25 protein-coding genes are annotated in these 24,690 nt (G+C 40.2%); 23 read left to right on the top strand and 2 right to left on the bottom strand.

The features are described from left to right. Positions 1-78 precede the first annotated feature (78 nt). From CBI42_RS06795 to CBI42_RS06690, 22 genes are all read left to right on the top strand, one after another. Positions 79-657: a flavin reductase family protein gene (locus tag CBI42_RS06795; RefSeq protein ID WP_094753580.1), complete on the top strand. Its 579-nt coding sequence runs from the start codon at positions 79-81 to the stop codon at positions 655-657. Further along, positions 644-1,204, top strand: a complete 561-nt coding sequence (locus tag CBI42_RS06790; protein WP_094753579.1) for a GNAT family N-acetyltransferase — start codon at positions 644-646, stop codon at positions 1,202-1,204. Before CBI42_RS06795 ends, CBI42_RS06790 begins: the two co-directional genes overlap by 14 nt. After that, the gene (locus CBI42_RS06785) at positions 1,204-1,782 is read left to right on the top strand and encodes an AAA family ATPase (RefSeq protein WP_004261130.1); all 579 of its coding nucleotides are present in this window, start codon (positions 1,204-1,206) and stop codon (positions 1,780-1,782) included. The genes CBI42_RS06790 and CBI42_RS06785 overlap by 1 nt, the downstream gene beginning before the upstream one ends. Then, complete coding sequence (locus CBI42_RS06780) at positions 1,775-4,426, top strand: valine--tRNA ligase (RefSeq protein ID WP_094753578.1); 2,652 nt, start codon at positions 1,775-1,777, stop codon at positions 4,424-4,426. The genes CBI42_RS06785 and CBI42_RS06780 overlap by 8 nt, the downstream gene beginning before the upstream one ends. A gap of 69 nt (positions 4,427-4,495) precedes the next feature. Beyond that, positions 4,496-5,455: a hypothetical protein gene (locus CBI42_RS06775; protein ID WP_094753577.1), complete on the top strand. Its 960-nt coding sequence runs from the start codon at positions 4,496-4,498 to the stop codon at positions 5,453-5,455. Next, positions 5,452-6,624 (top strand): hypothetical protein, encoded by a 1,173-nt coding sequence (locus CBI42_RS06770; protein WP_094753576.1) that lies wholly within the window; start codon positions 5,452-5,454, stop codon positions 6,622-6,624. The genes CBI42_RS06775 and CBI42_RS06770 overlap by 4 nt, the downstream gene beginning before the upstream one ends. A 54-nt stretch (positions 6,625-6,678) precedes the next feature. Further along, a complete protein-coding gene (locus tag CBI42_RS06765; protein WP_094753575.1) occupies positions 6,679-7,899 on the top strand; it encodes a DNA cytosine methyltransferase in 1,221 nt (406 codons plus the stop codon). Between the two features lie 70 nt (positions 7,900-7,969). After that, complete coding sequence (locus tag CBI42_RS12795; RefSeq protein WP_179211377.1) at positions 7,970-9,547, top strand: hypothetical protein; 1,578 nt, start codon at positions 7,970-7,972, stop codon at positions 9,545-9,547. Between the two features lie 117 nt (positions 9,548-9,664). Next, positions 9,665-10,240, top strand: a complete 576-nt coding sequence (locus CBI42_RS06755) for a TetR/AcrR family transcriptional regulator (RefSeq protein ID WP_049543828.1) — start codon at positions 9,665-9,667, stop codon at positions 10,238-10,240. Continuing rightward, positions 10,237-10,917, top strand: a complete 681-nt coding sequence (locus CBI42_RS06750; RefSeq protein ID WP_049543830.1) for an ABC transporter ATP-binding protein — start codon at positions 10,237-10,239, stop codon at positions 10,915-10,917. The genes CBI42_RS06755 and CBI42_RS06750 overlap by 4 nt, the downstream gene beginning before the upstream one ends. 3 nt (positions 10,918-10,920) lie before the next feature. Next, positions 10,921-12,066 (top strand): FtsX-like permease family protein, encoded by a 1,146-nt coding sequence (locus CBI42_RS06745; protein WP_060627107.1) that lies wholly within the window; start codon positions 10,921-10,923, stop codon positions 12,064-12,066. 403 nt (positions 12,067-12,469) lie between these two features. Next, positions 12,470-13,057: a DNA-directed RNA polymerase subunit delta gene (rpoE, locus tag CBI42_RS06740; RefSeq protein WP_042750234.1), complete on the top strand. Its 588-nt coding sequence runs from the start codon at positions 12,470-12,472 to the stop codon at positions 13,055-13,057. A 235-nt stretch (positions 13,058-13,292) separates the two neighbouring features. After that, positions 13,293-14,900 carry a CTP synthase gene (locus CBI42_RS06735; RefSeq protein WP_000105246.1) on the top strand — a complete coding sequence of 536 codons (1,608 nt, stop codon included), beginning with the start codon at positions 13,293-13,295 and terminating at the stop codon, positions 14,898-14,900. A 119-nt stretch (positions 14,901-15,019) separates the two neighbouring features. After that, entirely contained in the window at positions 15,020-16,159 is a 1,140-nt protein-coding gene (locus CBI42_RS06730; RefSeq protein ID WP_179211376.1) for an N-acetylmuramoyl-L-alanine amidase family protein, read from the top strand. A gap of 90 nt (positions 16,160-16,249) precedes the next feature. After that, positions 16,250-16,549 (top strand): DUF4651 domain-containing protein, encoded by a 300-nt coding sequence (locus CBI42_RS06725; protein WP_094753574.1) that lies wholly within the window; start codon positions 16,250-16,252, stop codon positions 16,547-16,549. Beyond that, the gene (locus tag CBI42_RS06720; RefSeq protein ID WP_094753573.1) at positions 16,546-16,863 is read left to right on the top strand and encodes a thioredoxin family protein; all 318 of its coding nucleotides are present in this window, start codon (positions 16,546-16,548) and stop codon (positions 16,861-16,863) included. The genes CBI42_RS06725 and CBI42_RS06720 overlap by 4 nt, the downstream gene beginning before the upstream one ends. Before the next feature lie 15 nt (positions 16,864-16,878). Continuing rightward, positions 16,879-17,505, top strand: coding sequence for a YtpR family tRNA-binding protein (gene ytpR / locus CBI42_RS06715; RefSeq protein WP_094753572.1), 627 nt, complete (start codon positions 16,879-16,881; stop codon positions 17,503-17,505). Positions 17,506-17,546: 41 nt separating this feature from the next. Beyond that, a complete protein-coding gene (locus CBI42_RS06710; protein WP_094753571.1) occupies positions 17,547-18,308 on the top strand; it encodes an SDR family NAD(P)-dependent oxidoreductase in 762 nt (253 codons plus the stop codon). A gap of 77 nt (positions 18,309-18,385) precedes the next feature. Further along, on the top strand, positions 18,386-18,781 hold the full coding sequence (locus CBI42_RS06705) for a single-stranded DNA-binding protein (protein ID WP_000282434.1): 396 nt from the start codon (positions 18,386-18,388) through the stop codon (positions 18,779-18,781). Positions 18,782-18,936: 155 nt separating this feature from the next. Next, on the top strand, positions 18,937-19,221 hold the full coding sequence (gene groES / locus CBI42_RS06700) for a co-chaperone GroES (RefSeq protein WP_000917315.1): 285 nt from the start codon (positions 18,937-18,939) through the stop codon (positions 19,219-19,221). Positions 19,222-19,236: 15 nt separating this feature from the next. Beyond that, positions 19,237-20,859, top strand: a complete 1,623-nt coding sequence (gene groL / locus CBI42_RS06695; RefSeq protein ID WP_094753570.1) for a chaperonin GroEL — start codon at positions 19,237-19,239, stop codon at positions 20,857-20,859. Between the two features lie 125 nt (positions 20,860-20,984). Beyond that, positions 20,985-21,752: an epoxyqueuosine reductase QueH gene (locus CBI42_RS06690; RefSeq protein WP_049493595.1), complete on the top strand. Its 768-nt coding sequence runs from the start codon at positions 20,985-20,987 to the stop codon at positions 21,750-21,752. A 70-nt stretch (positions 21,753-21,822) separates the two neighbouring features. Here CBI42_RS06690 and ntdP read toward each other — a convergent pair whose 3' ends face one another. Further along, positions 21,823-22,356, bottom strand: coding sequence for a nucleoside tri-diphosphate phosphatase (ntdP, locus tag CBI42_RS06685; RefSeq protein ID WP_000775316.1), 534 nt, complete (start codon positions 22,354-22,356; stop codon positions 21,823-21,825). An 88-nt stretch (positions 22,357-22,444) separates the two neighbouring features. After that, entirely contained in the window at positions 22,445-23,221 is a 777-nt protein-coding gene (gene recX, locus CBI42_RS06680) for a recombination regulator RecX (RefSeq protein WP_094753569.1), read from the bottom strand. 37 nt (positions 23,222-23,258) lie between these two features. Between recX and rlmD the strand changes: the two genes are divergently transcribed. After that, positions 23,259-24,614, top strand: a complete 1,356-nt coding sequence (rlmD, locus tag CBI42_RS06675) for a 23S rRNA (uracil(1939)-C(5))-methyltransferase RlmD (protein WP_094753568.1) — start codon at positions 23,259-23,261, stop codon at positions 24,612-24,614. Positions 24,615-24,690: the final 76 nt, after the last annotated feature.

Genomic DNA, 24,690 nt, shown 5'->3' with positions numbered 1-24,690 from the left:
TACCGCGGATAAATACATTCGTCCCTGTCATGTAGATGGCAGGGATTTTCTTTTGCGTCTTAGTCAAAGGAGGTTGTTATGAAGCAATCTTTTAAAACAAGTAAACTCTACTATGGCTTTCCTATCTTCATTTTGGGGTATCAGGATCAGAATTTTGGGCAGAATATCACGACCTGCAGTTCCTCTTATAGCTTGGGAGATTGGCTGGTCATCGGTGTTGGTGCTGAGGAAAATGCGGCTGAGCAAATCAAGCATTACCAGAAGTTTACTGTGAATATTCCTGATGAAAATCTCATGCTCAAGATGGAGCAGGCTGGTTTTATCAGTCATCGAGAGAAATTGAAACATCTGGGGCTAGACTACGAGATTTCTGAACGGAGCCAGGCACCGATTTTAGAGGCTTGTCCAGTTGTATTGGACTGTCAGGTAGATCGGATTATCGAGGAAGATGGAATCTGTCATATTTTTGCCAAGATTATCGAACGACTAGCTGATTCAGAACTCTTGGATGACAAGGGACATTTTAAAAATGACCGTTTTGCGCCGACTTACTTTATGGGGGATGGCCACCAGCGCGTTTATCGCTATTTAGATAACCGTGTTGACCCTATGGGGAGCTTTATAAAGAAAGCGAGGAAGAAGGATGTCAAGAGCTGAACTGCCAGAACGCTTGGAAACAGAACGTCTCGTTTTACGAGTCCGGACAGTGGAAGATGCTGAGGATATCTATACCTACGCTAGTCTCCCAGAGGTCGCCTATCCAGCAGGCTTTCCTCCAGTCAAGACCTTGGAAGATGAGATTTACTATCTAGAGCATATCCTTCCCGAACGCAATCAAAAGGAAAAACTCCCAGCTGGCTATGGGATTGTCGTCAAAGGAACCGATAAAGTCATTGGTTCTGTTGATTTCAACCATCGCCATGCGGATGATGTGCTAGAGATTGGCTACACCTTGCACCCGGACTACTGGGGACGCGGTTATGTGCCAGAAGCAGCGCTTGCCTTGATTGACCTAGCTTTTAGAGAACTAGGTCTTCACAAGATTGAACTAACTTGCTTTGGATATAACCTTCAAAGTCAACGAATCGCGGAAAAGCTTGGCTTTACCCTCGAAGCTCGCATAAGAGAACGTAAAGATATTCAAGGAAACCGCTGTGATAGTCTGATATATGGCTTGCTGAAGAGTGAGTGGGAGGTGATTTGATGCATCTTTTCATCATTGGTGCTCCGGCCTCAGGAAAAATGACGATTGGTCAAGAGTTATCTCGACTGACAGATGCTACCCTCTTTTATAACCATCAAGCCATCGATTTTGCATTAGAAATCTATCAGGACTTTACAGAGGAAATGTGGGAATTTGTTCGTGGAATCACCTTTTCTTTCCTTGGGGCAAGTGCAAGAAATCAGCGATCAGTAATTTTAACTGATGTAATTGATTTTTCAAATCAGTACCAGCTGATGTATTTAAAGCAAATTCAGGATTTATTGGATAACTTTCATCAAGAGATTCTTTTTGTTGAGTTGGAAACAAGTCTTGAAGAGCGCATACGTCGAAATCGAACGGAGAATCGATTAAAGCACAAACCCTTAAAACGACATATTGAGGTATCTGAAAGAGAAATTTTAGAGACTGCTGAAACACTTCAATTAAATTCTCAACATCAACCGAATGAGTTGCACCACTACTTTAAAATAAATAATACGAATTTGTCAGCAGAAGAAGTTGCTAAGCAAATTCAAAATAAAATGAATACAATAGAGAAAGGACAAACACATGTCTAAAGAACTTTCACCTAAATACAGTCCAGCCGAGGTTGAGGCTGGTCGTTACCAAAAATGGCTTGATGCTGATGTTTTCAAGCCTTCAGGCGATCAAAAAGCCAAGCCTTATTCAATCGTGATTCCACCACCAAACGTAACTGGGAAACTTCACCTTGGTCACGCTTGGGATACGACTTTGCAGGATATCATCATCCGTCAAAAACGCATGCAAGGCTTTGATACCCTTTGGCTTCCAGGAATGGACCATGCTGGGATTGCAACTCAAGCTAAGGTTGAGGAGCGCTTACGTGGTGAGGGCATTACACGTTATGACCTAGGTCGTGAGAAATTCCTCGATAAGGTTTGGGAATGGAAAGACGAATATGCCACTACTATCAAGGAACAATGGGGCAAGATGGGGCTCTCTGTAGACTACTCTCGTGAGCGTTTCACTCTTGACGAAGGTTTGTCAAAAGCTGTTCGTAAGGTCTTTGTGGACCTTTACAAGAAAGGTTGGATCTACCGTGGTGAGTTTATCATCAACTGGGACCCAGCTGCTCGCACAGCCCTTTCTGATATCGAAGTTATCCACAAGGACGTAGAAGGTGCCTTCTATCACATGAACTACATGCTAGAAGACGGTTCTCGCGTCCTTGAAGTTGCCACAACTCGTCCTGAGACTATGTTTGGGGACGTTGCCGTTGCGGTCAATCCAGAAGACCCACGCTACAAGGACTTGATTGGAAAAAACGTTATCCTTCCAATCGCTAACAAACTAATCCCAATCGTTGGAGATGAACATGCCGATCCAGAGTTTGGTACTGGTGTCGTGAAAATCACACCTGCCCACGATCCAAACGACTTCTTGGTTGGTCAACGTCATAACTTGCCACAAGTCAACGTTATGAATGACGACGGAACCATGAATGACTTGGCCTTTGAATTTGCAGGCATGGATCGCTTTGAAGCTCGTAAGGCAGTTGTTGCTAAGCTGGAAGAAATCGGTGCCCTCGTTAAAATCGAAAAACGTGTCCACAGTGTTGGTCACTCAGAGCGTACAGGTGTTGTGGTGGAACCACGCTTGTCTACTCAGTGGTTCGTCAAGATGGATCAATTGGCCAAAAATGCTATTGCTAACCAAGATACAGAAGACAAGGTAGAATTCTACCCACCTCGTTTCAACGATACCTTCCTCCAATGGATGGAAAATGTCCACGACTGGGTAATCTCTCGTCAGCTTTGGTGGGGTCACCAAATCCCTGCTTGGTACAATGCTGAGGGTGAAATGTACGTCGGTGAAGAAGCTCCAGAAGGTGACGGATGGACTCAAGACGAAGACGTCTTGGATACTTGGTTCAGTTCTGCCCTTTGGCCGTTCTCAACTATGGGCTGGCCTGATGTCGACTCAGCAGACTTCAAACGCTACTTCCCAACTTCAACCTTGGTTACAGGTTACGACATCATCTTCTTCTGGGTATCTCGTATGATCTTCCAATCCTTGGAATTCACTGGTCGTCAGCCATTCCAAAACGTGCTTATCCACGGTCTCATCCGTGACGAGCAAGGACGCAAGATGTCTAAATCTCTCGGTAACGGGATTGACCCAATGGATGTCATCGAGAAATACGGTGCCGATGCCCTTCGTTGGTTCCTTTCAAACGGTTCTGCACCAGGCCAAGACGTGCGCTTCTCTTACGAGAAAATGGATGCTTCATGGAACTTCATTAACAAGATCTGGAACATCTCGCGCTACATCCTCATGAACAATGAAGGCTTGACCCTTGAGCAAGCAACTGCCAATGTGGAAAAAGTTGCCAACAAGGAAGCTGGAAATGTCACAGACCGCTGGATTCTCCACAACCTCAATGAAACCATCGGCAAAGCAACTGCCAACTTTGACAAGTTTGAGTTTGGTGTCGCTGGACACATCCTCTACAACTTCATTTGGGATGAATTTGCGGACTGGTATGTTGAGTTGACCAAGGAAGTCCTTTATAGCGATAATGAAGAAGAGAAAGTCATCACACGTTCTGTTCTCCTTTATACTTTGGACAAGATCCTTCGTCTCCTTCACCCAATCATGCCATTCGTGACAGAGGAAATCTTTGGACAAATCTCCGAAGGCTCTATTGTTACAGCTGCATACCCAACTGTTAACCCAGCCTTTGAAGACCTTGTAGCTCACACTGGTGTGGAAAGCCTCAAAGACTTGATCCGTGCTGTTCGTAATGCGCGTGCGGAAGTAAATGTAGCTCCAAGCAAGCCTATCACCATCCTTGTTAAGACAAGCGATAGCGACTTGGAAGCCTTCTTTAACAGCAATGTCAACTACATCAAACGCTTCACAAATCCAGAACACCTGGAAATCGCATCAAACATCCCTGCACCTGAACTCGCGATGTCAAGCGTCATCACTGGAGCAGAAATCTATTTGCCACTCGCTGACCTCCTCAATGTCGAAGAAGAATTGGCTCGTCTTGATAAGGAACTGGCTAAATGGCAAAAAGAACTGGATATGGTCGGTAAGAAGCTCTCTAACGAACGCTTCGTAGCCAATGCCAAACCAGAAGTCGTCCAAAAAGAACGCGACAAACAAGCCGACTACCAAGCGAAATATGATGCGACCGTAGCACGTATTGATGAGATGAAGAAGTTGGTGAGATAAGTTATAAACCTCGGCAATTTGCTGGGGTTTTTGGTATAATTAAAACAACACTACTAATGAGGTTCTAGTATGACTATAAAAGTATATTCCATTGATGAAGTTATTGAGGAGAGGACACTCGATGACGAAAAGATAAAAAATATTCAAAAGTTGTTTAAATTTTTGATAGGTGAGCAACAATCTCATCTGTCCGTAAAGTGTATTTTACCTCCAGAAAAACAAAACAATACTTCAGTATTGTTTGAGTTTAAAAATCATAGACCTAAAGACAGTTTTGATTTTAAAAAATTCGCTAATAAACTATTGTCAGCAGAAACAAACGAGGATGGAAAACGAAATAATACGATTAGAACAGGTATTCTGTTTATTGAGCAAATTGGTAGTCGTATAAAGTTAATAAAGCTAGAATCAACGAAAGCAATCGACCCCGAAACGTTTGCTATTAGACAAGATTTAGGATTAGATAATAGTTACTACAAGATTTGTATCTTTGAAAATAATTTTAATGATATAACCATCATCGATAAAAGTAATACAGCTGCAAAATTTTGGTATAATAAGTTTTTGGATTTGAAACTTTTTAGAGATAGTGATACTAACACTGATACACTAATTAGATTTGTTAAAAACAACTCATTATTTTCCGAAAAGGTTATAAATCAAATTAACTATGAAGAAATTAAAGAGCTATCATTAGAGTATATTTTTGAGAGTATCTCTTTTGATAAGGTTGCATTAACTAATAAGCTGGTTCAAAATAATTTACTAGATACAAATGATGAAAGTGAGATTTTTTCTGAAAGATCATTGGATTTAGATTCAGAATTTGATATATCTAAGAAAATGATTGTTAAACATTTTAAAAAATCTTTACAAATATCTGATATAACAAGTATTTATACGGATAATATTATTGAGATGAAAGATAGGCAGGAAGTAGAATATAATAGAAATACAGGTAAGTTAGAGTTGGATATTCAGGCGAGGTATCGCTCACAAGTTTTACAAAATCTTGGTATAGATGAATGACTAGTAATATAGTAACAAAATGGCAAAATACTGCTGCGATTATAGATTTAAATTCTCCTTTACGACAAATTTTTGAATCAAAACAGATTGGTGAAATAAAGTATGGTGGGTACTATATCGTTAATCAAGCCGATATTTGGGTTTTTGAAGAAGAGTTTATAGATACACCAAGTCATAATCTACAACAAATTTTTGATAAATTATGTATCAAAAATTATGATAATATACAATGTTTTGATTTAGTAACTTGTGAATTTAAAGTAGTTACTGAATCTGATGCTGAAAACTACTTAAAAATTATTAGTTTTAATACCATTAATGGTATAGAATATGAAAAATTAAAAATTTCTTTAAAACTTTTGTCTGGTGGAGACTATAGTTCTAAAAGTGATCGGGTACGCCACCTTATAAACATATATGTGTTATTGCTTTTAGCTAATCGAACAAAGAGACAACAAAATAGACTTGAATTTACCTTTGAAGGAGATTTAGATTCTTTTGTCTTTAAAACTGAATTTGGGAAACAAAATTTAATCGATGGTTTATTAGAAATTTATGAATGGATTGTTACTGAACAAGAATACAGTGAAGCTTATAAAGTAAAGTTGCAGATTGTTCGAAGTTTAATTCTAAAGCAAAAAAAACTTGATGAATTGGACTTAATTAAAAATCAAGCAGAATCTATTTTTAATAGAATCGTTAGTGGAAAAACAGACCATTATTTCGAACTTCAAAATAATTTAAAAGATGACTTTATAAAAATTTCGACTATGATTAGTGAATCTAATTCAAGTTTAAATACGAAATTATTTGGTTGGTTAACGGCTTTTTCTTTGATTATTTTTGATTTTATAAAAAAGAGTGATGGTCAAAGTATATTTGGAAGAATTGTTTGTTCAACTTCAGAAAAAACTAATGTATTGTTATTACTTTTGATTATGGCTTTGTTAATCATCATGATAATGTTTAATTTAGATATTAGAAATATTAGAAAACAATATCAATGTTTAAAAGATCTTTATGTGAATCAAATGTTTATTTCTAAGGAAGAATTTAACAAATTCATCAAGAAGCCATTGTATCGTAACATGTATAACTTATTATTACTAAGCTTGTTAATTATACTTGTTATAAGATTGTTAATCCCTATGAAATATGGTTGTTTTTAATACAGTTTAATATAGAGTTTCCTTTTTAATATATTTTAGAAAGCAGGTTACTACATGACAAATTCTGTAAGTTCGAACCGACCTGAGAAGTACAACATTGCAGCTTTCTTCTCAGGTGTTGGGGGAATTGAGTTGGGATTTGAACAGACCAACGAGTTCAGAGTGGTGTATGCCAATGAATTTGATAAGTATGCGCGTCAGACTTATCAGTTAAACCATCCAGATACTCATTTGGACGGTCGTGATATTCACGATGTTCAGCCAAAGGATATTCCAGCTGAGCGCGTGGATGTGATTATGGGTGGTTTCCCTTGTCAGGCCTTTAGTATTGCGGGTTACCGTAAGGGCTTTGATGATGATCGTGGCGATCTTTTCTTTGAGTTGCTTCGCATGATTGAGGGATGCAAACCTCGCGCTATTTTCATCGAAAACGTCAAAAACATGGTCGGTCATGACCATGGCAATACCTTCAAGGTCATCCGTGAAGCCTTGACCGAGAACAACTACTTTATCAAGTGGAAGGTTCTCAACGGAAAAGACTATGGAAATATCCCACAAAACCGTGAGCGGATCTACATCGTTGGTTTTGATACCAAGGAAGCTTATGACTTGTTTGAATTCCCAGAGGAAATCAGGTTGACTACGACTCTTCAGGATGTGATTAACTTTGGTGATCAACTAGACGAGATCTACTACTACCGTGAAGGTAAGCAGAATTTCTATGACCAGTTGAAGTTTGAAGTGACTAGCCAAGATACGGTTTACCAGTGGCGCCGTCAGTATGTCCGTGAAAATAAAAACGGTGTTGTCCCTACCCTAACAGCCAATATGGGAACAGGTGGACACAATGTTCCATTGATCCTGACGGACAGTGGTGAGATTCGTAAGTTAACTCCAAAAGAAACCTTTAACGTTCAAGGCTATCCTAAATCCTTTAAAATCCCGGAAGGGGTTTCCAATGGTCAGCTATATAAACAAGCTGGAAATAGCGTAGTCGTTCCCGTGATTAAACGCATCGCGGAAAATGTTTCCAAGGCCTTAAACGAAAGCCAAGGGCAATCTCAACTGGATCGCTCAGGAAAATTCGCCATTATCTATACTAAGATGAATGGTCAATTTGAAGGCCAGTCTTATGTCAAGGAATTTGTGGATAGCTATGACCAAGCTCTTGAAAAAATCAAGGCTTATGATGATGGACTAGCCCTTTTATCAGATGAAGATTATTTAAAATTGGTAAAAAAACGAGGAAATCTCGAATTTTACAGTATTAATTAACGAATATATAAGAGGGTTAGTGAAAAACTAATCTTCTTTTGATATACTGAAAATAGAAAAGAGGGTGCTTATGTGGGAACATCTAAAGTCTGAACAAAAAGACAAATACAAAACCTTAATTACCAACTTCGCTAGCTTGAGCCAAGCTTTCTCTCAAAAGGCAGAATCTGAAGACGAGGGACAAACAGAGAATTATGTTGCTCCGATTGTCAACTCCAAATTTCAGGAGACTGTTTTTCAAAAATCCTTTAATGCCGTTGGGGAAGATATCGCCAATACCTCCTATGATGCTTCTGTCGTTGTGGATGAAAATCATAAATACCTAGTAGGTATCAAGTCTTTTGGGATTAATTCTGGAGACCAAAAAATCGCTCAGTTTAAGAAAGATTCTCAATCTTGGACGGAATTGTTGGGTGATATCAAATTCCATGCAGATATTTCAGCAGATAAAGAAACAGCAGATAAGAAAAACTATCAACGCTATGAAGAGTTGGCACGAAAAATTGCGACTTTGAGAAATCAGAGAATCGAATCTTCTAAGGCACAAATAAAGGGTTTTAACTCAGATTCGGTCAATGTTGAAGCTGTTTATCACGTTTTGATGTCGACACCAAAGGGAGAAAATCCTAAGATTTTTGTTGGTGAAACATCTTATTTACCAGTCGATATTGATAACCTGGTCATTGAAGGTTCTACCACCAAAAACAATCCAACCAATTTTCGATTTACGGATGGGCAACACCACTACAAGTATACAGCGGCTGACAGCCAGCTCCACATGACTTTTAACAATAAAGACATTGTGGTAGATACTTGGGACGTCCATTATATTGAAGATCCTTTTTCTCTCTTTGAAAACCTTCATTTACTGACAGCTGAAAAGGATAAAACCGATATCTTAGAAACAGTGTCTTGGGTTATTACAGACAAACATGGAAATGTGGAAGAAAACTCTGGCTTCAATGCCTTTAACGGCGGTTCAAAATTAGCCAAAAAAGATCGCTTACCACGGATTTTAAAAATTCAGGATAAATTTAAGGATAGTCTTACTCCAGAAGAACTAGCTTTTGTGACCTTCTCTTTAGAAGAAATCCTCTTGAAAAAGTGGACTAGCAAGGAAGAAAAAGCTCAGATGAAGGCGATTCGTAAGGATTTGATAAACTTTGTCCACGAGACTGGTAATGAAAGATTCATTAAAGAAATTGAACAGCTGGTTTATCGTCCAGTTAGTGAAGTTTACATTCCTCTGCCTGACTCGAAAAACTTTCACGATGAAAGACCAGATTTCTTTGGGCCAGGCTTCGGGACTTTTGAACCTGGAACTAAAAAATTGGCTTTATCTAAAGAAGAAAGAACTTTTAAACTACGCTTTTTATCTTCTGGTGATGTTATTAACGCCTATATAAATCAAGAAGCTGGAAAGGCAATTCAGTCAACTGATAAGCAAGAAATTCTTGGCAATTGGATCTTACGTGGTGTTTTCCAACTACAGGAACGAGAAGTCTTGACAGGCCAGCGACTCAATGAACTGGAAATCAACGGTATTCGTTTGACTAAGTTTAAAAATGGCGAAATCGGCATTGAATTCATCTGGATTGATACCGAGAACCCACCAATCGATGCCATCGGCTGGGTAGCAAAGAAATAAAAAGTTCGCTGTCTTTTTGTTTTGTGTTTTACAGTTTTTTCTTGACAAGTCTTTCTTTTTTATGGTATTCTTTATGCAACAAGTGTTGCGCAACTAATGTTGCGCAAAAGGAGTCTTATGCCACCAAAGGTTAAATTTAGTAAAGAGGCTATCATTGGGACAGCTTTACAATTGGTGAGAGAAGAGGGCATGACTAGTTTGACGGCTCGAGCATTAGCGGAGCAACTGGGAGCCACACCAAGAGTCATTTTTGGGCAATTTGCCAATATGGCCGAGTTACAAGCAGAGGTTATTAGTGCTGCGGAAATGGTCGTGGTGGAGTATATTCGTAAGGCCTTAGAAGATGAGAAGCCTTTTCGATCCGTCGGGGTTGCTTATATCCTTTTTGCCTCAAAAGACCCCCAACTCTTTCAATTGCTTTTCCAAAATCCCAGCAAAGATCCGATTCGTCGCTTTCAAGATTTTCTTCCCATGAAGGATCATAGTTACCAATTGGTTCTGGATTCGATCGTCGCAGACTATCCTTTGAATGTAGAGGAGGCTGGTCGCTTGTACCAGCATCTATTTATCTACTCGCACGGGATGGCCTCAATGGTTGCTTCTGGCATTTATCAATTCAGCATGGAAGAAGTGATTGGATTACTGACAGAGGTTTGTCAATCTCTCATCAAAGAAATGGTAGGAAAGAAATGATTCAACTAGAAAATGTGCACAAAAGTTACGGCCAAACCAAGGTTTTAAAAGGGATTGATTTGCAGATTCAAGACCAGGATGATGTGGTTATCCTCGGTCCTTCTGGATCAGGCAAGTCAACTCTCTTAAACGTTCTGTCAGGTTTAGAAAAGGTAGACGAGGGACATATCCTCATTCAAGGACAGGATTTGGCTCAACTAACAGATACTCAATTGACAGCCTTTAGACGTGAGAAGATTGCCTTTATTTTTCAGCAGTATTATTTATTGCCTAATCTAACAGTCAGACAGAATGTAAAGATGGGGGCAGACCTGGCAAACAATCATGATTTTTTGCAGATTATCGAGGATTTGGGACTTGGCGATAAGCTGGACAAGTATCCGAGTGAATTGTCAGGTGGGGAACAACAGAGAGTCTCCATTGCTCGGGCCTTGGCCAAAAAGCCAGAGATTCTTTTCTTAGATGAGCCGACGGGAGCCCTGGATGAAGAAACGGGGCGCAAGATTCTCGACTATATCTGGGAGTTAAAGGAAAAGCTTGGTTTGACCCTCATCATGGTGACGCACAATCAAAATATTGCGGATATGGCAAGAACCATCATTCGTGTCAATAGTGGCAAGATTACCGAAGTTGTGACCAATGATCAGCCTCAGACTGCTTATGAGATTGGATGGTAAGCCATGTTTTCAGTAAAAGATATTCGAAAATTAGTTGTCGTCAGTATAATTGGGGCTTGTGCGGTCTTTGTGGCCAATCTTTTCTTGAATTTTTACTTGGACATCGAGCAGTTGGAGATTTCTAAAACCAATCCCATGATTCAGACCTACTATGATGTTCAGATTTCGCTTTCTTGGATGGTGGCCATGGTCAGTGGAGTCGTCTTGTCCTTGACGTCGGTCCTTCTCATGTGTTTTTATATCAAACAATTTGTCGATGATCACAAGGAACAATTAGGAATTTTAAAGGCTTTGGGTTATAGCAATGGCCTGTTGGCTAAACGATTTTGGGCATTTGGGCTCAGTTTTGGTGCCGGAGCGCTTCTTGGCTATTTCGCTTCTTTTCTTATGATGGGGCATTTTTATGACTTCCGGAATGAAAAGGGGATCCTGCCAGAAATCACCATTCATTTTCATTGGCAGCTCTTGCTTGCTTTTGTGGTCCTTCCAACGGCATTTTTTATGCTTATCGCGGTTGGTTATGCTAGAAGACAACTACAAACGCCTGCTCTTCGCTTATTGAAAAAGTCCCCAACACCAATCAAGGTCAAAAGGAGAAAGAGGTCTCCTAAGAAAGAGAAAGACTTCCTAACAGAGCTGTCTTTGTCACTAATTTTGGGGAGAAAATCTATCCTGTTTTTTGTAGTCTTTGGCTCTATGTGTTTTGCGGCCATGGTTCAATTGTCCTTTGGTCTAAGGGGCTACATAGATGACATCATCCAAACCATGATGATCATGATTGGCTTGATCCTTTCTTTCTCTATTCTCTTTTTGTCATTGGGGATTGTCGTCTCAGAAAGTCGCGAAACCCTGACTCTTATGAAGGCTTTTGGCTACACAGATCGTGAATGCCAAGGTCATATCCTATCTCCCTATCGTTTCTGGGCCTATCTAGGATTTGTTCTTGGGACGGCTTATCAGTATGCTATCATGGAAATCTTGATTGGTGTGATCAAAGATACGGTTCCTGAAAAGATTGAGCATCACTTTGATGGGAATGTTTGCTTCTGGACTTTGATCGGTTTTGCTGTGGTTTATGAAAGCCTCTTTTATCTATCCAACAGAAAACTCCAAAAGCAAACCATCAAAGAAGTACTCTTAGCTGAATAAATAGAGAAGGTTGGATTCTCCAGCCTTTTTCTTATGAAACTCATTAACAAGAGAAGGATTTTTCACTATTCTAGGTAAAATGAAATAAAGGAAAGAAAATGAAGTTACTGGCAGGACCTGAAATGATTTTTTACTTGATTTGACGCAACAAATAATCCTTTATCTCTGTAGGAATCCTCTTGCAGTTTGTGGTTGGTATTGGAGTTGCAGCCTTGAGTTATAAATAAATCAATATACCTGTGGTCATGTTATACAGATCTTTCAATTAGCTGAAATATTTCACCTTTATTTTTTCTTAACCTTTGACTATTCTGCAAAATTATCGTAAAATAAAGAGTAAATGATAAAATGAGGTCAGAGTCTGTTCGCTCTGGCGATAGTAGTATAAATGAGGAGAAACGCTTTGGAATTAGAAGTATTTGCTGGGCAAGAAAAAAGTGAACTATCTATGATTGAGGTAGCGCGTGCTATCTTGGAACTTCGTGGTCGCGATCACGAGATGCATTTTAGCGATCTTGTAAACGAAATTCAAAACTACCTTGGAACATCAAACAGCGATATCCGCGAAGCCTTGCCTTTGTTCTACACAGAGTTGAACTTTGACGGTAGCTTCATCTCACTTGGAGACAACAAATGGGGGCTTCGTTCATGGTATGGTGTGGACGAAATCGATGAAGAAATCATCGCTCTTGAAGAAAATGACGACGATGAAGTAGCACCAAAAGCTAAGAAAAAACGTGTCAATGCCTTCATGGATGGCGATTCAGATGCTATTGACTACAATGCAGATGACCCAGAAGACGAAGATGCATACGAAGCAGATCCTGCTCTTTCATACGATGATGAAAATCCAGATGATGAGAAAAATGAAGTGGAAGCTTATGATGCAGAAATCAACGAAATTGCTCCTGATGATTTGGGTGAAGACGTGGATCTCAACGAAGAAGACGACGAGTTTTCAGACGATGATTCTGAAAACGTCGAGGAATAAAAGTTAGCTATTGACAATTATCCTATTTTTAGGTATCATATTGTTCGGGCACCTCTTTTAGAGGTCGGGGCTCCCTAGTTCTTAGGGAGCTATTTTTGTTTTTTAAGAAGTTATCTTCTTGTATTTTGGTTGTGAATCTGGTGCAGTCGTTCCAGATTATTCTTATTAGTAGGGTCTTGTTTTCTATGTCCCCTCGTAGTTGACAAGACCTTGAGCATTTTAGAAAGAGGAATCTATGTCTACGAAATATATTTTTGTAACTGGTGGTGTGGTATCGTCTATTGGGAAAGGGATTGTTGCAGCGAGTCTGGGCCGTCTCTTGAAAAATCGTGGTCTCAAAGTAACCATTCAAAAGTTTGACCCTTATATCAATATCGATCCGGGAACTATGAGCCCTTACCAGCACGGGGAAGTTTTTGTGACAGATGACGGAGCTGAGACAGATTTGGACTTGGGTCACTATGAACGTTTCATCGATATCAATCTCAACAAATATTCCAACGTGACAACTGGTAAAATCTACAGTGAAGTTCTTCGTAAAGAACGCCGTGGAGAATACCTTGGGGCAACTGTCCAGGTTATCCCTCATATCACAGATGCTTTGAAAGAAAAAATCAAGCGTGCCGCTCTAACGACTGATTCTGATGTCATTATCACAGAGGTCGGTGGAACTGTTGGAGATATCGAGTCCTTGCCATTCCTAGAGGCCCTTCGTCAGATGAAGGCAGATGTGGGTGCGGATAATGTTATGTACATCCATACAACCTTGCTTCCTTACCTCAAGGCAGCTGGTGAAATGAAAACCAAACCAACACAACACTCTGTCAAAGAATTGCGTGGATTGGGAATCCAGCCAAATATGTTGGTTATTCGTACAGAAGAGCCAGCTGGTCAAGGAATTAAAAATAAACTGGCCCAGTTCTGTGATGTGGCACCAGAAGCCGTTATCGAGTCTTTGGATGTCGAACACCTTTACCAAATTCCATTGAACTTGCAGGCTCAAGGTATGGATCAAATTGTCTGTGACCATTTGAAATTAGACGCACCAGTAGCGGATATGACAGAGTGGTCAGCTATGGTGGACAAGGTCATGAACCTCAAGAAACAAGTTAAAATTTCCCTTGTCGGTAAGTATGTGGAGTTGCAAGATGCCTACATTTCTGTGGTTGAAGCCTTGAAACACTCTGGTTATGCCAACGACGCAGAAGTTAAAATCAATTGGATCAATGCCAATGATGTGACAGCAGAGAATGTGGCGGAACTCTTGTCTGATGCGGACGGAATCATCGTACCAGGTGGTTTTGGTCAACGTGGTACTGAAGGGAAAATCCAAGCTATTCGCTATGCGCGTGAGAATGATGTTCCAATGTTGGGTGTATGCTTGGGAATGCAGTTGACTTGTATCGAATTTGCTCGTCACGTTTTGGGTCTTGAAGGTGCCAATTCTGCAGAGCTTGCACCAGAAACAAAATATCCTATCATTGATATCATGCGTGATCAGATTGATGTTGAGGATATGGGGGGAACCCTTCGCTTGGGACTTTATCCGTCTAAGTTGAAACGTGGCTCTAAGGCAGCAGCTGCTTATCACAATCAAGAAGTGGTGCAACGCCGTCACCGTCACCGTTATGAGTTTAACAATGCCTTCCGTGAGCAGTTTGAGGCAGCAGGTTTTGTCTTCTCAGGTGTTTCTCCAGACAATCGTTTGGTCGAAATCGTGGAAATTCCTGAAAATAAATTCTTTGTAGCGTGTCAGTATCACCCTGAACTTTCAAGTCGTCCAAACCGTCCAGAAGAACTCTACACTGCCTTTGTGACTGCAGCAGTTGAGAACAGTAATTAGCAAAATCAGAACCTTTGAGAAGAATCTCAGAGGTTTTTTGCTTGCATATTTAGGATATGAGTTGCAAAATAAAAACATAGTGATATAATTAACATAAAAAATCCTAAGGAGGATCTACGATGAAAAAAATCACATTATTTGGTTTGTCTCTAGCTGGTCTAGCTTTGCTTGTTTCACCTCATTCAGGGCAGGCATTTGAGCTTAAAGAAGAATGGGTTGTTAAGTGTGGAGTGCAGTATCAAGATGGCAAGATTCTTCGGTTTAACAATGGTCATGAAGTGGATATCAAAGTCTTGGATTTGCCAAAAACCGAGAAAATCGAGTGGACGGTTAGTCTCGATGGTCAAGATCAAACTGTCAATTTCCTAGGTCAAGAAAAGGACAAGTCTATGATGGGCGTAGAGGGGCGTTACCTGAATTTCTATGTTCCGTATGGCTATAGAGGAGATATCAAGGTAGAAGCCAAGAGCGGAAATGAAGTAAAGACCTGGTCAACGAAAGTTGTGGATGATATTCATAATGATAGTGGAAAGAGAGGTTACTATCGTATTGAAGAATCAAATGATCAATACACTTACCTCGATGCTAAATGGGATTATCAAACCAAGACTTACACAGCTACCTTACCAGAGACTGTCAATGGTCAAAAGATCTTTTCTTGGGCAGACTATGACAATGGCGAGTTGAAACTTGAAAAACTAAAATCTATCAGTCATAAATATGATGATGGAGGATCTTTCAAAGATCTTTATCCGATTGTAAAAGCAGAAAGTTGGCTAAAATCAAATCAAAACTGGTACTATCAAAAACAGGGTCAATTAGTGCAGAATGCTTGGGTTAAAGACAAGGGAACTTGGTACTTTATGAATGATAAAGGAGTCATGTTCAATCAAACTTGGCTTTATCAAGGTGGCAACTGGTATGCCTTTAAATCATCAGGAGCTATGATTGCTAGTGATTGGCTTTACGACCAAGGCAAGTGGTACTATTTATCAACTTCAGGCTCTATGAAAGCAAGCACTTGGCTTTATGACCAAGGCAAGTGGTACTATTTATCAACTTCAGGAGCTATGAAAGCAAGCGCTTGGGTTTATGACAAGGGAGAATGGTATTATGTAAGTTCTTCTGGTGCCATGATTGCGAATGATTGGATCAAAGATAATGGCAAGTGGTATTATCTGGCTTCATCAGGTAAGATGCTTCGCAATACCTACACGCCTGATGGTTACTACGTTGGTAACTCAGGAGCTTGGCAATAAGAATAAGAAGTCCTTTTCCTTAAAGGAAGAGGCTTTTTACTTGTTTTTCTGCTGCTTCCTCATTTGTCCTAAAGCCTTTTTTGTGTTAAAATGAATGGTATGAAAGCTAAAAAGATGTGGATGGCAGGTCTGGCTCTGCTTGGTATTGGGAGCCTTGCCCTTGCTACGAAAAAAGTTGCAGATGACCGTAAGCTCAGGAAGACTCAGGAAGAGTTGACAGCGATTGTGCGAGACTATTTTTCAGACATGGGGGAAATTGCGACCCTCTATGTTCAAGTTTATGAAAGTAGTCTGGAGAGCTTGGTTGGTGGCGTAATCTTTGAGGATGGCCGTCATTATACCTTTGTCTATGAAAATGAAGACCTGATCTATGAGGAGGAAGTCTTATGATACAACCAGCAAGTTTAGAAGAATTGGCATCTTTAGTAGAAAAAGATGGGAAGAAGGTCTTTCTTTTTGTGGCGGACTGGTGTGGCGATTGTCGTTATATCTACCCTGCATTGCCAGAAATTGAGGAGACCAATCCTGAGTTCACCTTTATTCGAGTGGACCGAGACCAGTATATAGAATTGGCCAAACTTTGGGATGTTTATGGAATCCCTAGCCTTGTTGTTCTAGAAAAGGACAAGGAAATCGGCCGTTTTGTTAATCGTGACCGTAAAAGCAAGCAACAAATTAATGACTTTTTAGCAGGATTGAAATAGGAGAAAAAGGAAACAATGATTTTTACATATAACAAAGAACATGTCGGTGATGTCCTTATGGTCATCGTGAAAAACAGCGGAGATGCCAAACTGGAAGTGGAACGCAAAGGAAATGTAGCCCGTGTTTTTCTAAAAGATAATGGGGAAACAGTAGCTTGGAATATTTTCGAAGTTTCAAGTTTATTTGAAATTGCAGAGCGCGGTCAAGTCTTTTTATCAGATGAGCAAGCCGCTCGTTTGAACCAAGAATTACAGGCGGAAGGTTTTACAGAAGAAATTGTCAATGACAAGGAACCTAAGTTTGTTGTTGGTGAGATTGTCGAGATGGTAGCTCATCCTGATAGTGACCACCTCAACATCTGCCAAGTTGCAGTCGCAAGTGACAAGACAGTACAAATCGTTGCAGGGGCTCCTAATGCGCGTGTCGGTCTGAAAACCATTGTGGCTCTTCCGGGAGCTATGATGCCAAAAGGCAATCTCATTTTCCCAGGCGAACTTCGTGGCGAAAAGAGTTTTGGTATGATGTGTAGCCCTCGTGAATTGCATCTGCCAAATGCTCCGCAAAAACGTGGTATTATTGAATTATCAGAAGATCAAGTTGTCGGAACACCATTCGACCCAGCTAAACACTGGACTGCCTAAGAAATTGTCAGTATCTGATAGACCAGATAGAAGGATATAAGATGGCAAAAAATGTAGTGATTACAGGGGCGACATCAGGTATTGGTGAAGCGATTGCGCGTGCTTATTTGGAGCAGGGGGAGAATGTCGTTCTAACTGGACGACGGACAGACAGACTAGAAGCCCTTAAGTCGGAGTTTGCAGAAACTTTTCCAAATCAAGTAGTTTGGACTTTTCCACTAGATGTCACGGATATGACTATGGTAAAGACTGTCTGCTCTGATATTCAAGAAACGATAGGTCAGATTGATATTCTGGTCAACAATGCAGGCTTGGCTCTAGGTTTAGCACCTTATCAGGACTATGAAGAGCTGGATATGTTGACCATGCTGGATACCAATATCAAAGGTTTGATGGCAGTCACTCGCTGTTTCTTGCCAGCAATGGTAAAAGCCAATCAAGGACATATCATCAACATGGGGTCAACCGCAGGAATTTATGCCTATGCAGGTGCAGCAGTTTATTCAGCTACCAAAGCAGCAGTTAAGACCTTTTCAGATGGTCTGCGAATTGATACCATCGCAACGGATATCAAGGTGACTACCCTTCAGCCAGGGATTGTCGAAACAGATTTCTCTACAGTACGTTTTCATGGTGACAAAGAGCGTGCTGCGACCGTCTATCAGGGAATTGAGGCCTTGCAAGCTCAGGATATTGCAGACACAGTGGTCTATGTGACCAGTCAACCTCGCCGTGTGCAGATTACAGATATGACCATTATGGCCAATCAACAGGCGACAGGATTTATGATTCATAAAAAGTAAAAAATTTCCTCGAAAAGTTACAAATTTCTGTAACTTTTTTTGATTTCCTGCGAATAGATAAGTAGGAGGAAGAAAATATGTATAATAAAGTTATCTTGATTGGACGTTTAACGTCTACACCGGAATTGCACAAAACCAACAATGACAAGTCAGTAGCACGAGCAACTATCGCTGTGAACCGTCGTTACAAAGACCAAAACGGTGAACGTGAAGCTGATTTTGTCAACATTGTCCTATGGGGCAGACTAGCAGAAACCTTGGCCAGCTATGCAACTAAAGGAAGTCTCATTTCCGTTGATGGGGAACTTCGTACACGTCGCTTTGAGAAAAATGGTCAAATGAACTATGTGACCGAAGTTCTTGTTACAGGATTCCAACTCTTGGAAAGTCGCGCCCAACGTGCCATGCGTGAAAATAACGCAGGCCAAGACTTAGCGGACTTGGTTTTGGAAGAGGAAGAACTACCATTTTAAGCATTAAAAAGTCTGAGTTGGTCTCAGGCTTTTTATCTTGAGAAAGTCAGACTTTTTTCTTGACTATTTCTGACCAAGTGATACAATAGAACTATAAATTAGCACTCAGATATAAAGAGTGCTAATAATATGTAGTTCATCATGGAGGAAAACAGATGTTGAAACCATTAGGAGACCGTGTGGTCTTGAAAATCGAAGAAAAAGAACAAACTGTTGGAGGTTTTGTCCTCGCAGGTTCAGCCCAAGAAAAAACTAAAACAGCCAAAGTTGTGGCTACTGGACAGGGTGTTCGTACCTTGAACGGTGACTTGGTTGCTCCAAGTGTTAAGGCTGGAGACCGTGTCTTAGTTGAAGCCCACGCAGGTCTTGATGTCAAAGATGGTGATGAAAAGTATATCATCGTAGGCGAAGCTAACATCTTGGCAATCATTGAAGAATAGAAGGAGAAAGTAAGTATGTCAAAAGAAATTAAATTTTCATCAGATGCTCGTTCAGCTATGGTCCGTGGTGTCGATATCCTTGCAGACACTGTTAAAGTAACCTTGGGACCAAAAGGTCGTAATGTCGTTCTTGAAAAGTCATTTGGTTCACCCTTGATTACCAATGACGGTGTGACCATTGCCAAAGAAATCGAGTTGGAAGACCATTTTGAAAATATGGGTGCCAAATTGGTATCAGAAGTAGCTTCAAAAACCAATGATATCGCAGGTGATGGGACAACTACTGCAACAGTCTTGACCCAAGCAATTGTCCGTGAAGGAATCAAAAACGTCACAGCGGGTGCCAACCCAATCGGCATTCGTCGTGGGATTGAAATAGCAGTTGCCGCAGCAGTAGAAGCCTTGAAAAACAATGCCATCCCTGTTGCCAATAAAGAAGCCATCGCTCAGGTTGCTGCCGTCTCTTCTCGTTCTGAAAAAGTCGGTGAATACATCTCTGAAGCCATGGAAAAAGTTGGCAAAGACGGAGTTATCACTATTGAAGAATCACGTGGTATGGAAACAGAGCTTGAAGTCGTAGAAGGAATGCAGTTTGACCGTGGTTACCTTTCACAGTATATGGTAACAGATAGCGAAAAAATGGTAGCTGATCTTGAAAATCCATACATTTTGATTACCGATAAGAAGATTTCAAATATCCAAGAAATCTTGCCACTTCTAGAAAGCATTCTCCAAAGCAATCGTCCACTCTTGATTATTGCGGATGATGTGGATGGTGAGGCTCTTCCAACTCTTGTTTTGAACAAGATTCGTGGAACCTTCAATGTGGTAGCAGTCAAGGCACCTGGTTTTGGTGACCGTCGCAAAGCCATGCTTGAAGATATAGCCATCTTAACAGGCGGAACAGTTATCACAGAAGACCTAGGTCTTGAGTTGAAAGATGCGACAATTGAAGCTCTTGGTCAAGCAGCGAGAGTAACTGTGGATAAAGATAGCACTGTTATCGTAGAAGGTGCTGGAAATCCTGAAGCGATTTCTCACCGTGTTTCAGTTATCAAGTCTCAAATCGAAACCACAACTTCTGAATTTGACCGTGAAAAATTGCAAGAACGCTTGGCAAAATTGTCAGGTGGTGTTGCAGTCATCAAGGTCGGAGCTGCAACTGAAACTGAGTTGAAAGAAATGAAACTCCGCATTGAAGATGCCCTCAACGCTACTCGTGCAGCTGTTGAAGAAGGAATCGTTGCAGGTGGTGGAACAGCCCTTGTAAATGTTATCCCTGCCGTAGCTGATTTGGAATTGACAGGAGACGAAGCAACGGGCCGCAATATTGTTCTCCGTGCCTTGGAAGAACCTGTTCGTCAGATTGCGCACAATGCAGGATTTGAAGGATCTATCGTTATCGATCGTTTGAAAAATGCCGAGCTTGGTACAGGCTTCAACGCAGCAACTGGCGAGTGGGTCAATATGATTGATCAAGGTATCATTGATCCAGTTAAAGTGAGTCGTTCAGCCCTACAAAATGCAGCATCTGTAGCCAGCTTGATTTTGACTACGGAAGCAGTCGTAGCTAATAAACCAGAACCAGCAGCTCCGGCTCCAGCAATCGATCCAAGCATGATGGGCGGGATGATGTAAAAGTAACTTATAAAAAACACAAAAGAAGGGAAAGCATATCCCTTCTTTTTATACTATTCACTTCTAAATTGGATTGAGCTCTCCTAACTTATATGATAAAATAAGACTAGAAAAAGGAGAAGAACATGATCGATGTAGAAGAAATTCTGAGCAAGATGAACCCCAATCAGAAGATTAATTATGACCGTGTCATGCAGAAGATGGTACAAGTATGGGAGAAAAATGAGCAACGGCCAACCATTCTCATGCATGTTTGCTGTGCCCCTTGTAGTACCTATACTCTAGAATATTTGACTAAGTATGCAGATGTGACAATCTATTTTGCCAATTCCAATATCCATCCCAAGGCAGAATACCATAAGCGCGCCTATGTTACCAAGAAATTTGTCAGTGATTTCAATGAGCGGACAGGAAATACGGTCCAGTATCTAGAAGCTCCCTACGAGCCAAATGAATACCGAAAATTAGTTAGAGGACTAGAGGAAGAGCCAGAAGGTGGCGACCGTTGCAAGGTTTGCTTTGACTACCGACTGGATAAGACAGCGCAAGTGGCTATGGATTTGGGCTTTGACTACTTTGGTTCAGCCTTGACTATTAGTCCTCATAAGAATTCTCAAACTATTAACAGCATCGGAATCGATGTGCAAAAAATTTACACAACCCACTATCTTCCAAGTGATTTCAAGAAAAATCAAGGATACAAACGTTCAGTGGAGATGTGTGAAGAGTATGACATCTACCGTCAATGTTATTGCGGATGCGTTTATGCAGCCCAAGCCCAGAACATTGACCTGGTTCAGGTTAAGAAGGACGCCACAGCGTTCTTGCTGGATAAGGATGTTGATAAAGACTATTCCCATATCAAATTTACAGTTACAAAATTAGATATATAAGGATAAGCCCAGCTGTCAAGCTGGGTTTTTCAAATAAAAAAACCGGGGTCTTAACCCCAGTGTGACAACTTTACCGATTCTTTAGTTCTACATAGCGCTTGTACCAAATGTTTACATAGGCTTCTGAGAAAGGACCACGTCCATTATTAATCCAATCAACAAGAATTTTGACATGTTCTTTTAAAATATAGTCCAAGTCATCAGAATAATTCATTTTGCGTTTGTGACGCTCGTACTCCTCAACATCTAAGAGACGTTTTTCCCCATCTGTAAAAATTTTAACATCCAAATCGTAATCAATATACTTCAGAGCTTCTTCATCCAGATAGTAGGGGCTAGCCATATTGCAATAGTAGGAAATTCCATTATCGCGAATCATGGCAATGATATTAAACCAATATTTCTTGTGAAAGTAAACAATAGCCGGTTCTCGAGTAACCCAACGACGACCATCACTTTCGGTAACCAGTGTATGATCGTTGACACCAATAATGGCGTTTTCTGTTGTTTTTAGTACCATGGTGTCCCGCCAAGTTCGGTGGAGACTCCCATCATGCTTATAACTTTGAATTGTAATAAAGTCGCCTTCTTTTGGAAGTTTCATAACTAACCAACTTTCTACAATTTATAAGTTTATCGTTTACTATTGTACCATAAAATTGCCTAAAATCTGTGAATTTTACATGAAAATATTAAAGATATTCTCTGAGAGCGCTTGCTATATCCGAAAAATCGTAGCCCTTTCGTGCTAAAACTTGAGTTAAACGCTGTTTAAGTTCGTATCCTTCATACTTTCGAGCATACTTAGCATATTGCTTATCAAGTTCCTTGAAGATGAGTTCCTGAGTCGTTTCTTGGTCAACTTGACTATCCAACTCGTCAAAGGCACTTTTAGCATCAGAATAGGAAAACCCCTTGTTGGTCAGATTTTGGATTATCTTATCTTGCAAGGCACGAGCAGGAAGCTTTCCTTCATATTTTTTCAATAGTTTATTGGCTACACGTTGAGCAACTTCCGAAAAATCAAATTCTTTCAGTATCTCTTCTATAGTAGATTTTGAAATCCCTTTTTGTGTTAGTTTCTGAGTCAGTACATAAGGCCCCTTGTCTCCTGAAAGTTGATTGGCATTGATGATAGCATAAGCGTACTGGATATCATTAATCCAATTATCTTCTTTAAGATTAGCAATGACTTGAGAAACGATGTTTTCATCAATATCGTATTTTTTCAGATATTCTTTGACTTCTTTTTCAGTGCGAGCTTTAAAGGATAGGTGGTAGAGGGCTAGATTCTTACCATAAGAAAATTGAGCAAAGTCCTGAATCTCTTTTAATTCTTCTTCACCTATCACCTTATCTCTCGATAACATAAAACGAACAATAGTATCTTCAGTAATGTAGCATTTGTCGCCATTATCAAGCTCCATCAGATAGAGTCTTTTTTTCTTTTCAAGTTTTGTGATTTTCATAGTTCTATTATAACTCAAAATGTGATAAGATAGGGGTATGAATCTGAAAGTGAAACAAAAAATACCATTAAAAATCAAGCGCATGGGAATTAATGGTGAGGGAATCGGCTTTTATCAAAAAACCTTAGTCTTTGTGCCGGGTGCTCTCAAAGGAGAAGATATCTATTGTCAGATTACTTCTATTAAACGTAACTTTGTTGAAGCAAAATTACTAAAGGTAAACAAGAAGTCTAAATTTCGAGTTGTGCCAGCTTGTACTATTTACAATGAGTGCGGGGGCTGCCAAATCATGCACCTGCATTATGATAAGCAGCTGGAGTTCAAGACGGACTTGCTTTATCAAGCGCTGAAAAAATTTGCCCCTACAGGATATGAAAACTATGAAATTCGTCCGACAATTGGTATGCAGGAACCAAAATATTACCGTGCTAAGTTACAATTTCAGACTCGAAAATTTAAAAATCAAGTCAAGGCGGGCTTATATGCACAAAACTCCCACTATTTAGTAGAGTTGAAAGACTGCCTGGTACAAGATAAGGAAACTCAAGTGATTGCTAATCGTCTAGCAGAATTACTTACTTATCACCAGATTCCAATCACGGATGAGAGAAAAGTTCTAGGTGTTAGAACTATAATGGTTCGACGAGCAAGAAAGACTGGACAGGTTCAGATTATTATTGTTACAAATCGTCAGCTTAATTTAACCCAACTAGTGAAAGACTTAGTTAAAGATTTTCCAGAAGTTGTGACAGTAGCTGTGAATACAAATACAGCTAAAACCAGTGAGATTTATGGTGAAAAGACAGAGATTATCTGGGGAGAAGAGAGTATTCAAGAAGGTGTACTCGATTATGAATTTTCACTATCTCCTCGAGCATTCTATCAACTAAATCCTGAACAAACAGAAGTCCTCTATAGCGAGGCGGTAAAAGCGCTGGATGTTGATAAAGAAGACCATTTAATTGACGCTTATTGTGGAGTTGGAACGATTGGATTTGCCTTCGCAAAGAAAGTTAAAACACTCAGAGGTATGGATATTATTCCAGAAGCCATTGAAGATGCTAAGCGAAATGCTAAAAGAATGGGATTTGACAACACACATTACGAAGCAGGAACAGCGGAAGAGATTATTCCTCGCTGGTATAAGGAAGGCTACCGAGCAGATGCTCTGATCGTAGATCCTCCACGTACAGGTCTGGATGACAAGCTATTAGATACAATTCTTACCTATGTACCAGAAAAAATGGTCTATATTTCTTGCAATGTTTCGACCTTGGCTCGTGATTTGGTACGCTTAGTAGAAGTCTATGATCTTCGTTATATCCAGTCGGTCGATATGTTTCCACATACAGCTCGAACGGAAGCAGTTGTAAAATTAATTAAAAAAGATTAAAAAAGGTGTTGACAAAGGTGAAAAAGTCTGTATAATAGTAAGAGTTGAAAATAACAACTCAGGTCCGTTGGTCAAG

Origin of the sequence: Streptococcus sp. KR, from assembly GCF_002238115.1 — a bacterium.
Taxonomy (GTDB): domain Bacteria; phylum Bacillota; class Bacilli; order Lactobacillales; family Streptococcaceae; genus Streptococcus.
The sequence above is the reverse complement of the archived record's forward strand: the minus strand, read 5'-3'. Positions and strand labels throughout refer to the sequence as shown.

Excerpts from the sequence above, each read along its gene's own strand:
- CBI42_RS06795 (WP_094753580.1), top strand. The coding sequence starts at position 79 with ATGAAGCAATCTTTTAAAACAAGTAAACTCTACTATGGCTTTCCTATC.
- CBI42_RS06790 (WP_094753579.1), top strand. The coding sequence starts at position 644 with ATGTCAAGAGCTGAACTGCCAGAACGCTTGGAAACAGAACGTCTCGTT.
- CBI42_RS06785 (WP_004261130.1), top strand. The coding sequence starts at position 1,204 with ATGCATCTTTTCATCATTGGTGCTCCGGCCTCAGGAAAAATGACGATT.
- CBI42_RS06780 (WP_094753578.1), top strand. The coding sequence starts at position 1,775 with ATGTCTAAAGAACTTTCACCTAAATACAGTCCAGCCGAGGTTGAGGCT.
- CBI42_RS06775 (WP_094753577.1), top strand. The coding sequence starts at position 4,496 with ATGACTATAAAAGTATATTCCATTGATGAAGTTATTGAGGAGAGGACA.
- CBI42_RS06770 (WP_094753576.1), top strand. The coding sequence starts at position 5,452 with ATGACTAGTAATATAGTAACAAAATGGCAAAATACTGCTGCGATTATA.
- CBI42_RS06765 (WP_094753575.1), top strand. The coding sequence starts at position 6,679 with ATGACAAATTCTGTAAGTTCGAACCGACCTGAGAAGTACAACATTGCA.
- CBI42_RS12795 (WP_179211377.1), top strand. The coding sequence starts at position 7,970 with ATGTGGGAACATCTAAAGTCTGAACAAAAAGACAAATACAAAACCTTA.
- CBI42_RS06755 (WP_049543828.1), top strand. The coding sequence starts at position 9,665 with ATGCCACCAAAGGTTAAATTTAGTAAAGAGGCTATCATTGGGACAGCT.
- CBI42_RS06750 (WP_049543830.1), top strand. The coding sequence starts at position 10,237 with ATGATTCAACTAGAAAATGTGCACAAAAGTTACGGCCAAACCAAGGTT.
- CBI42_RS06745 (WP_060627107.1), top strand. The coding sequence starts at position 10,921 with ATGTTTTCAGTAAAAGATATTCGAAAATTAGTTGTCGTCAGTATAATT.
- CBI42_RS06735 (WP_000105246.1), top strand. The coding sequence starts at position 13,293 with ATGTCTACGAAATATATTTTTGTAACTGGTGGTGTGGTATCGTCTATT.
- CBI42_RS06730 (WP_179211376.1), top strand. The coding sequence starts at position 15,020 with ATGAAAAAAATCACATTATTTGGTTTGTCTCTAGCTGGTCTAGCTTTG.
- CBI42_RS06725 (WP_094753574.1), top strand. The coding sequence starts at position 16,250 with ATGAATGGTATGAAAGCTAAAAAGATGTGGATGGCAGGTCTGGCTCTG.
- CBI42_RS06720 (WP_094753573.1), top strand. The coding sequence starts at position 16,546 with ATGATACAACCAGCAAGTTTAGAAGAATTGGCATCTTTAGTAGAAAAA.
- ytpR (WP_094753572.1), top strand. The coding sequence starts at position 16,879 with ATGATTTTTACATATAACAAAGAACATGTCGGTGATGTCCTTATGGTC.
- CBI42_RS06710 (WP_094753571.1), top strand. The coding sequence starts at position 17,547 with ATGGCAAAAAATGTAGTGATTACAGGGGCGACATCAGGTATTGGTGAA.
- CBI42_RS06705 (WP_000282434.1), top strand. The coding sequence starts at position 18,386 with ATGTATAATAAAGTTATCTTGATTGGACGTTTAACGTCTACACCGGAA.
- groES (WP_000917315.1), top strand. The coding sequence starts at position 18,937 with ATGTTGAAACCATTAGGAGACCGTGTGGTCTTGAAAATCGAAGAAAAA.
- groL (WP_094753570.1), top strand. The coding sequence starts at position 19,237 with ATGTCAAAAGAAATTAAATTTTCATCAGATGCTCGTTCAGCTATGGTC.
- CBI42_RS06690 (WP_049493595.1), top strand. The coding sequence starts at position 20,985 with ATGATCGATGTAGAAGAAATTCTGAGCAAGATGAACCCCAATCAGAAG.
- ntdP (WP_000775316.1), bottom strand. The coding sequence starts at position 22,356 with ATGAAACTTCCAAAAGAAGGCGACTTTATTACAATTCAAAGTTATAAG.
- recX (WP_094753569.1), bottom strand. The coding sequence starts at position 23,221 with ATGAAAATCACAAAACTTGAAAAGAAAAAAAGACTCTATCTGATGGAG.
- rlmD (WP_094753568.1), top strand. The coding sequence starts at position 23,259 with ATGAATCTGAAAGTGAAACAAAAAATACCATTAAAAATCAAGCGCATG.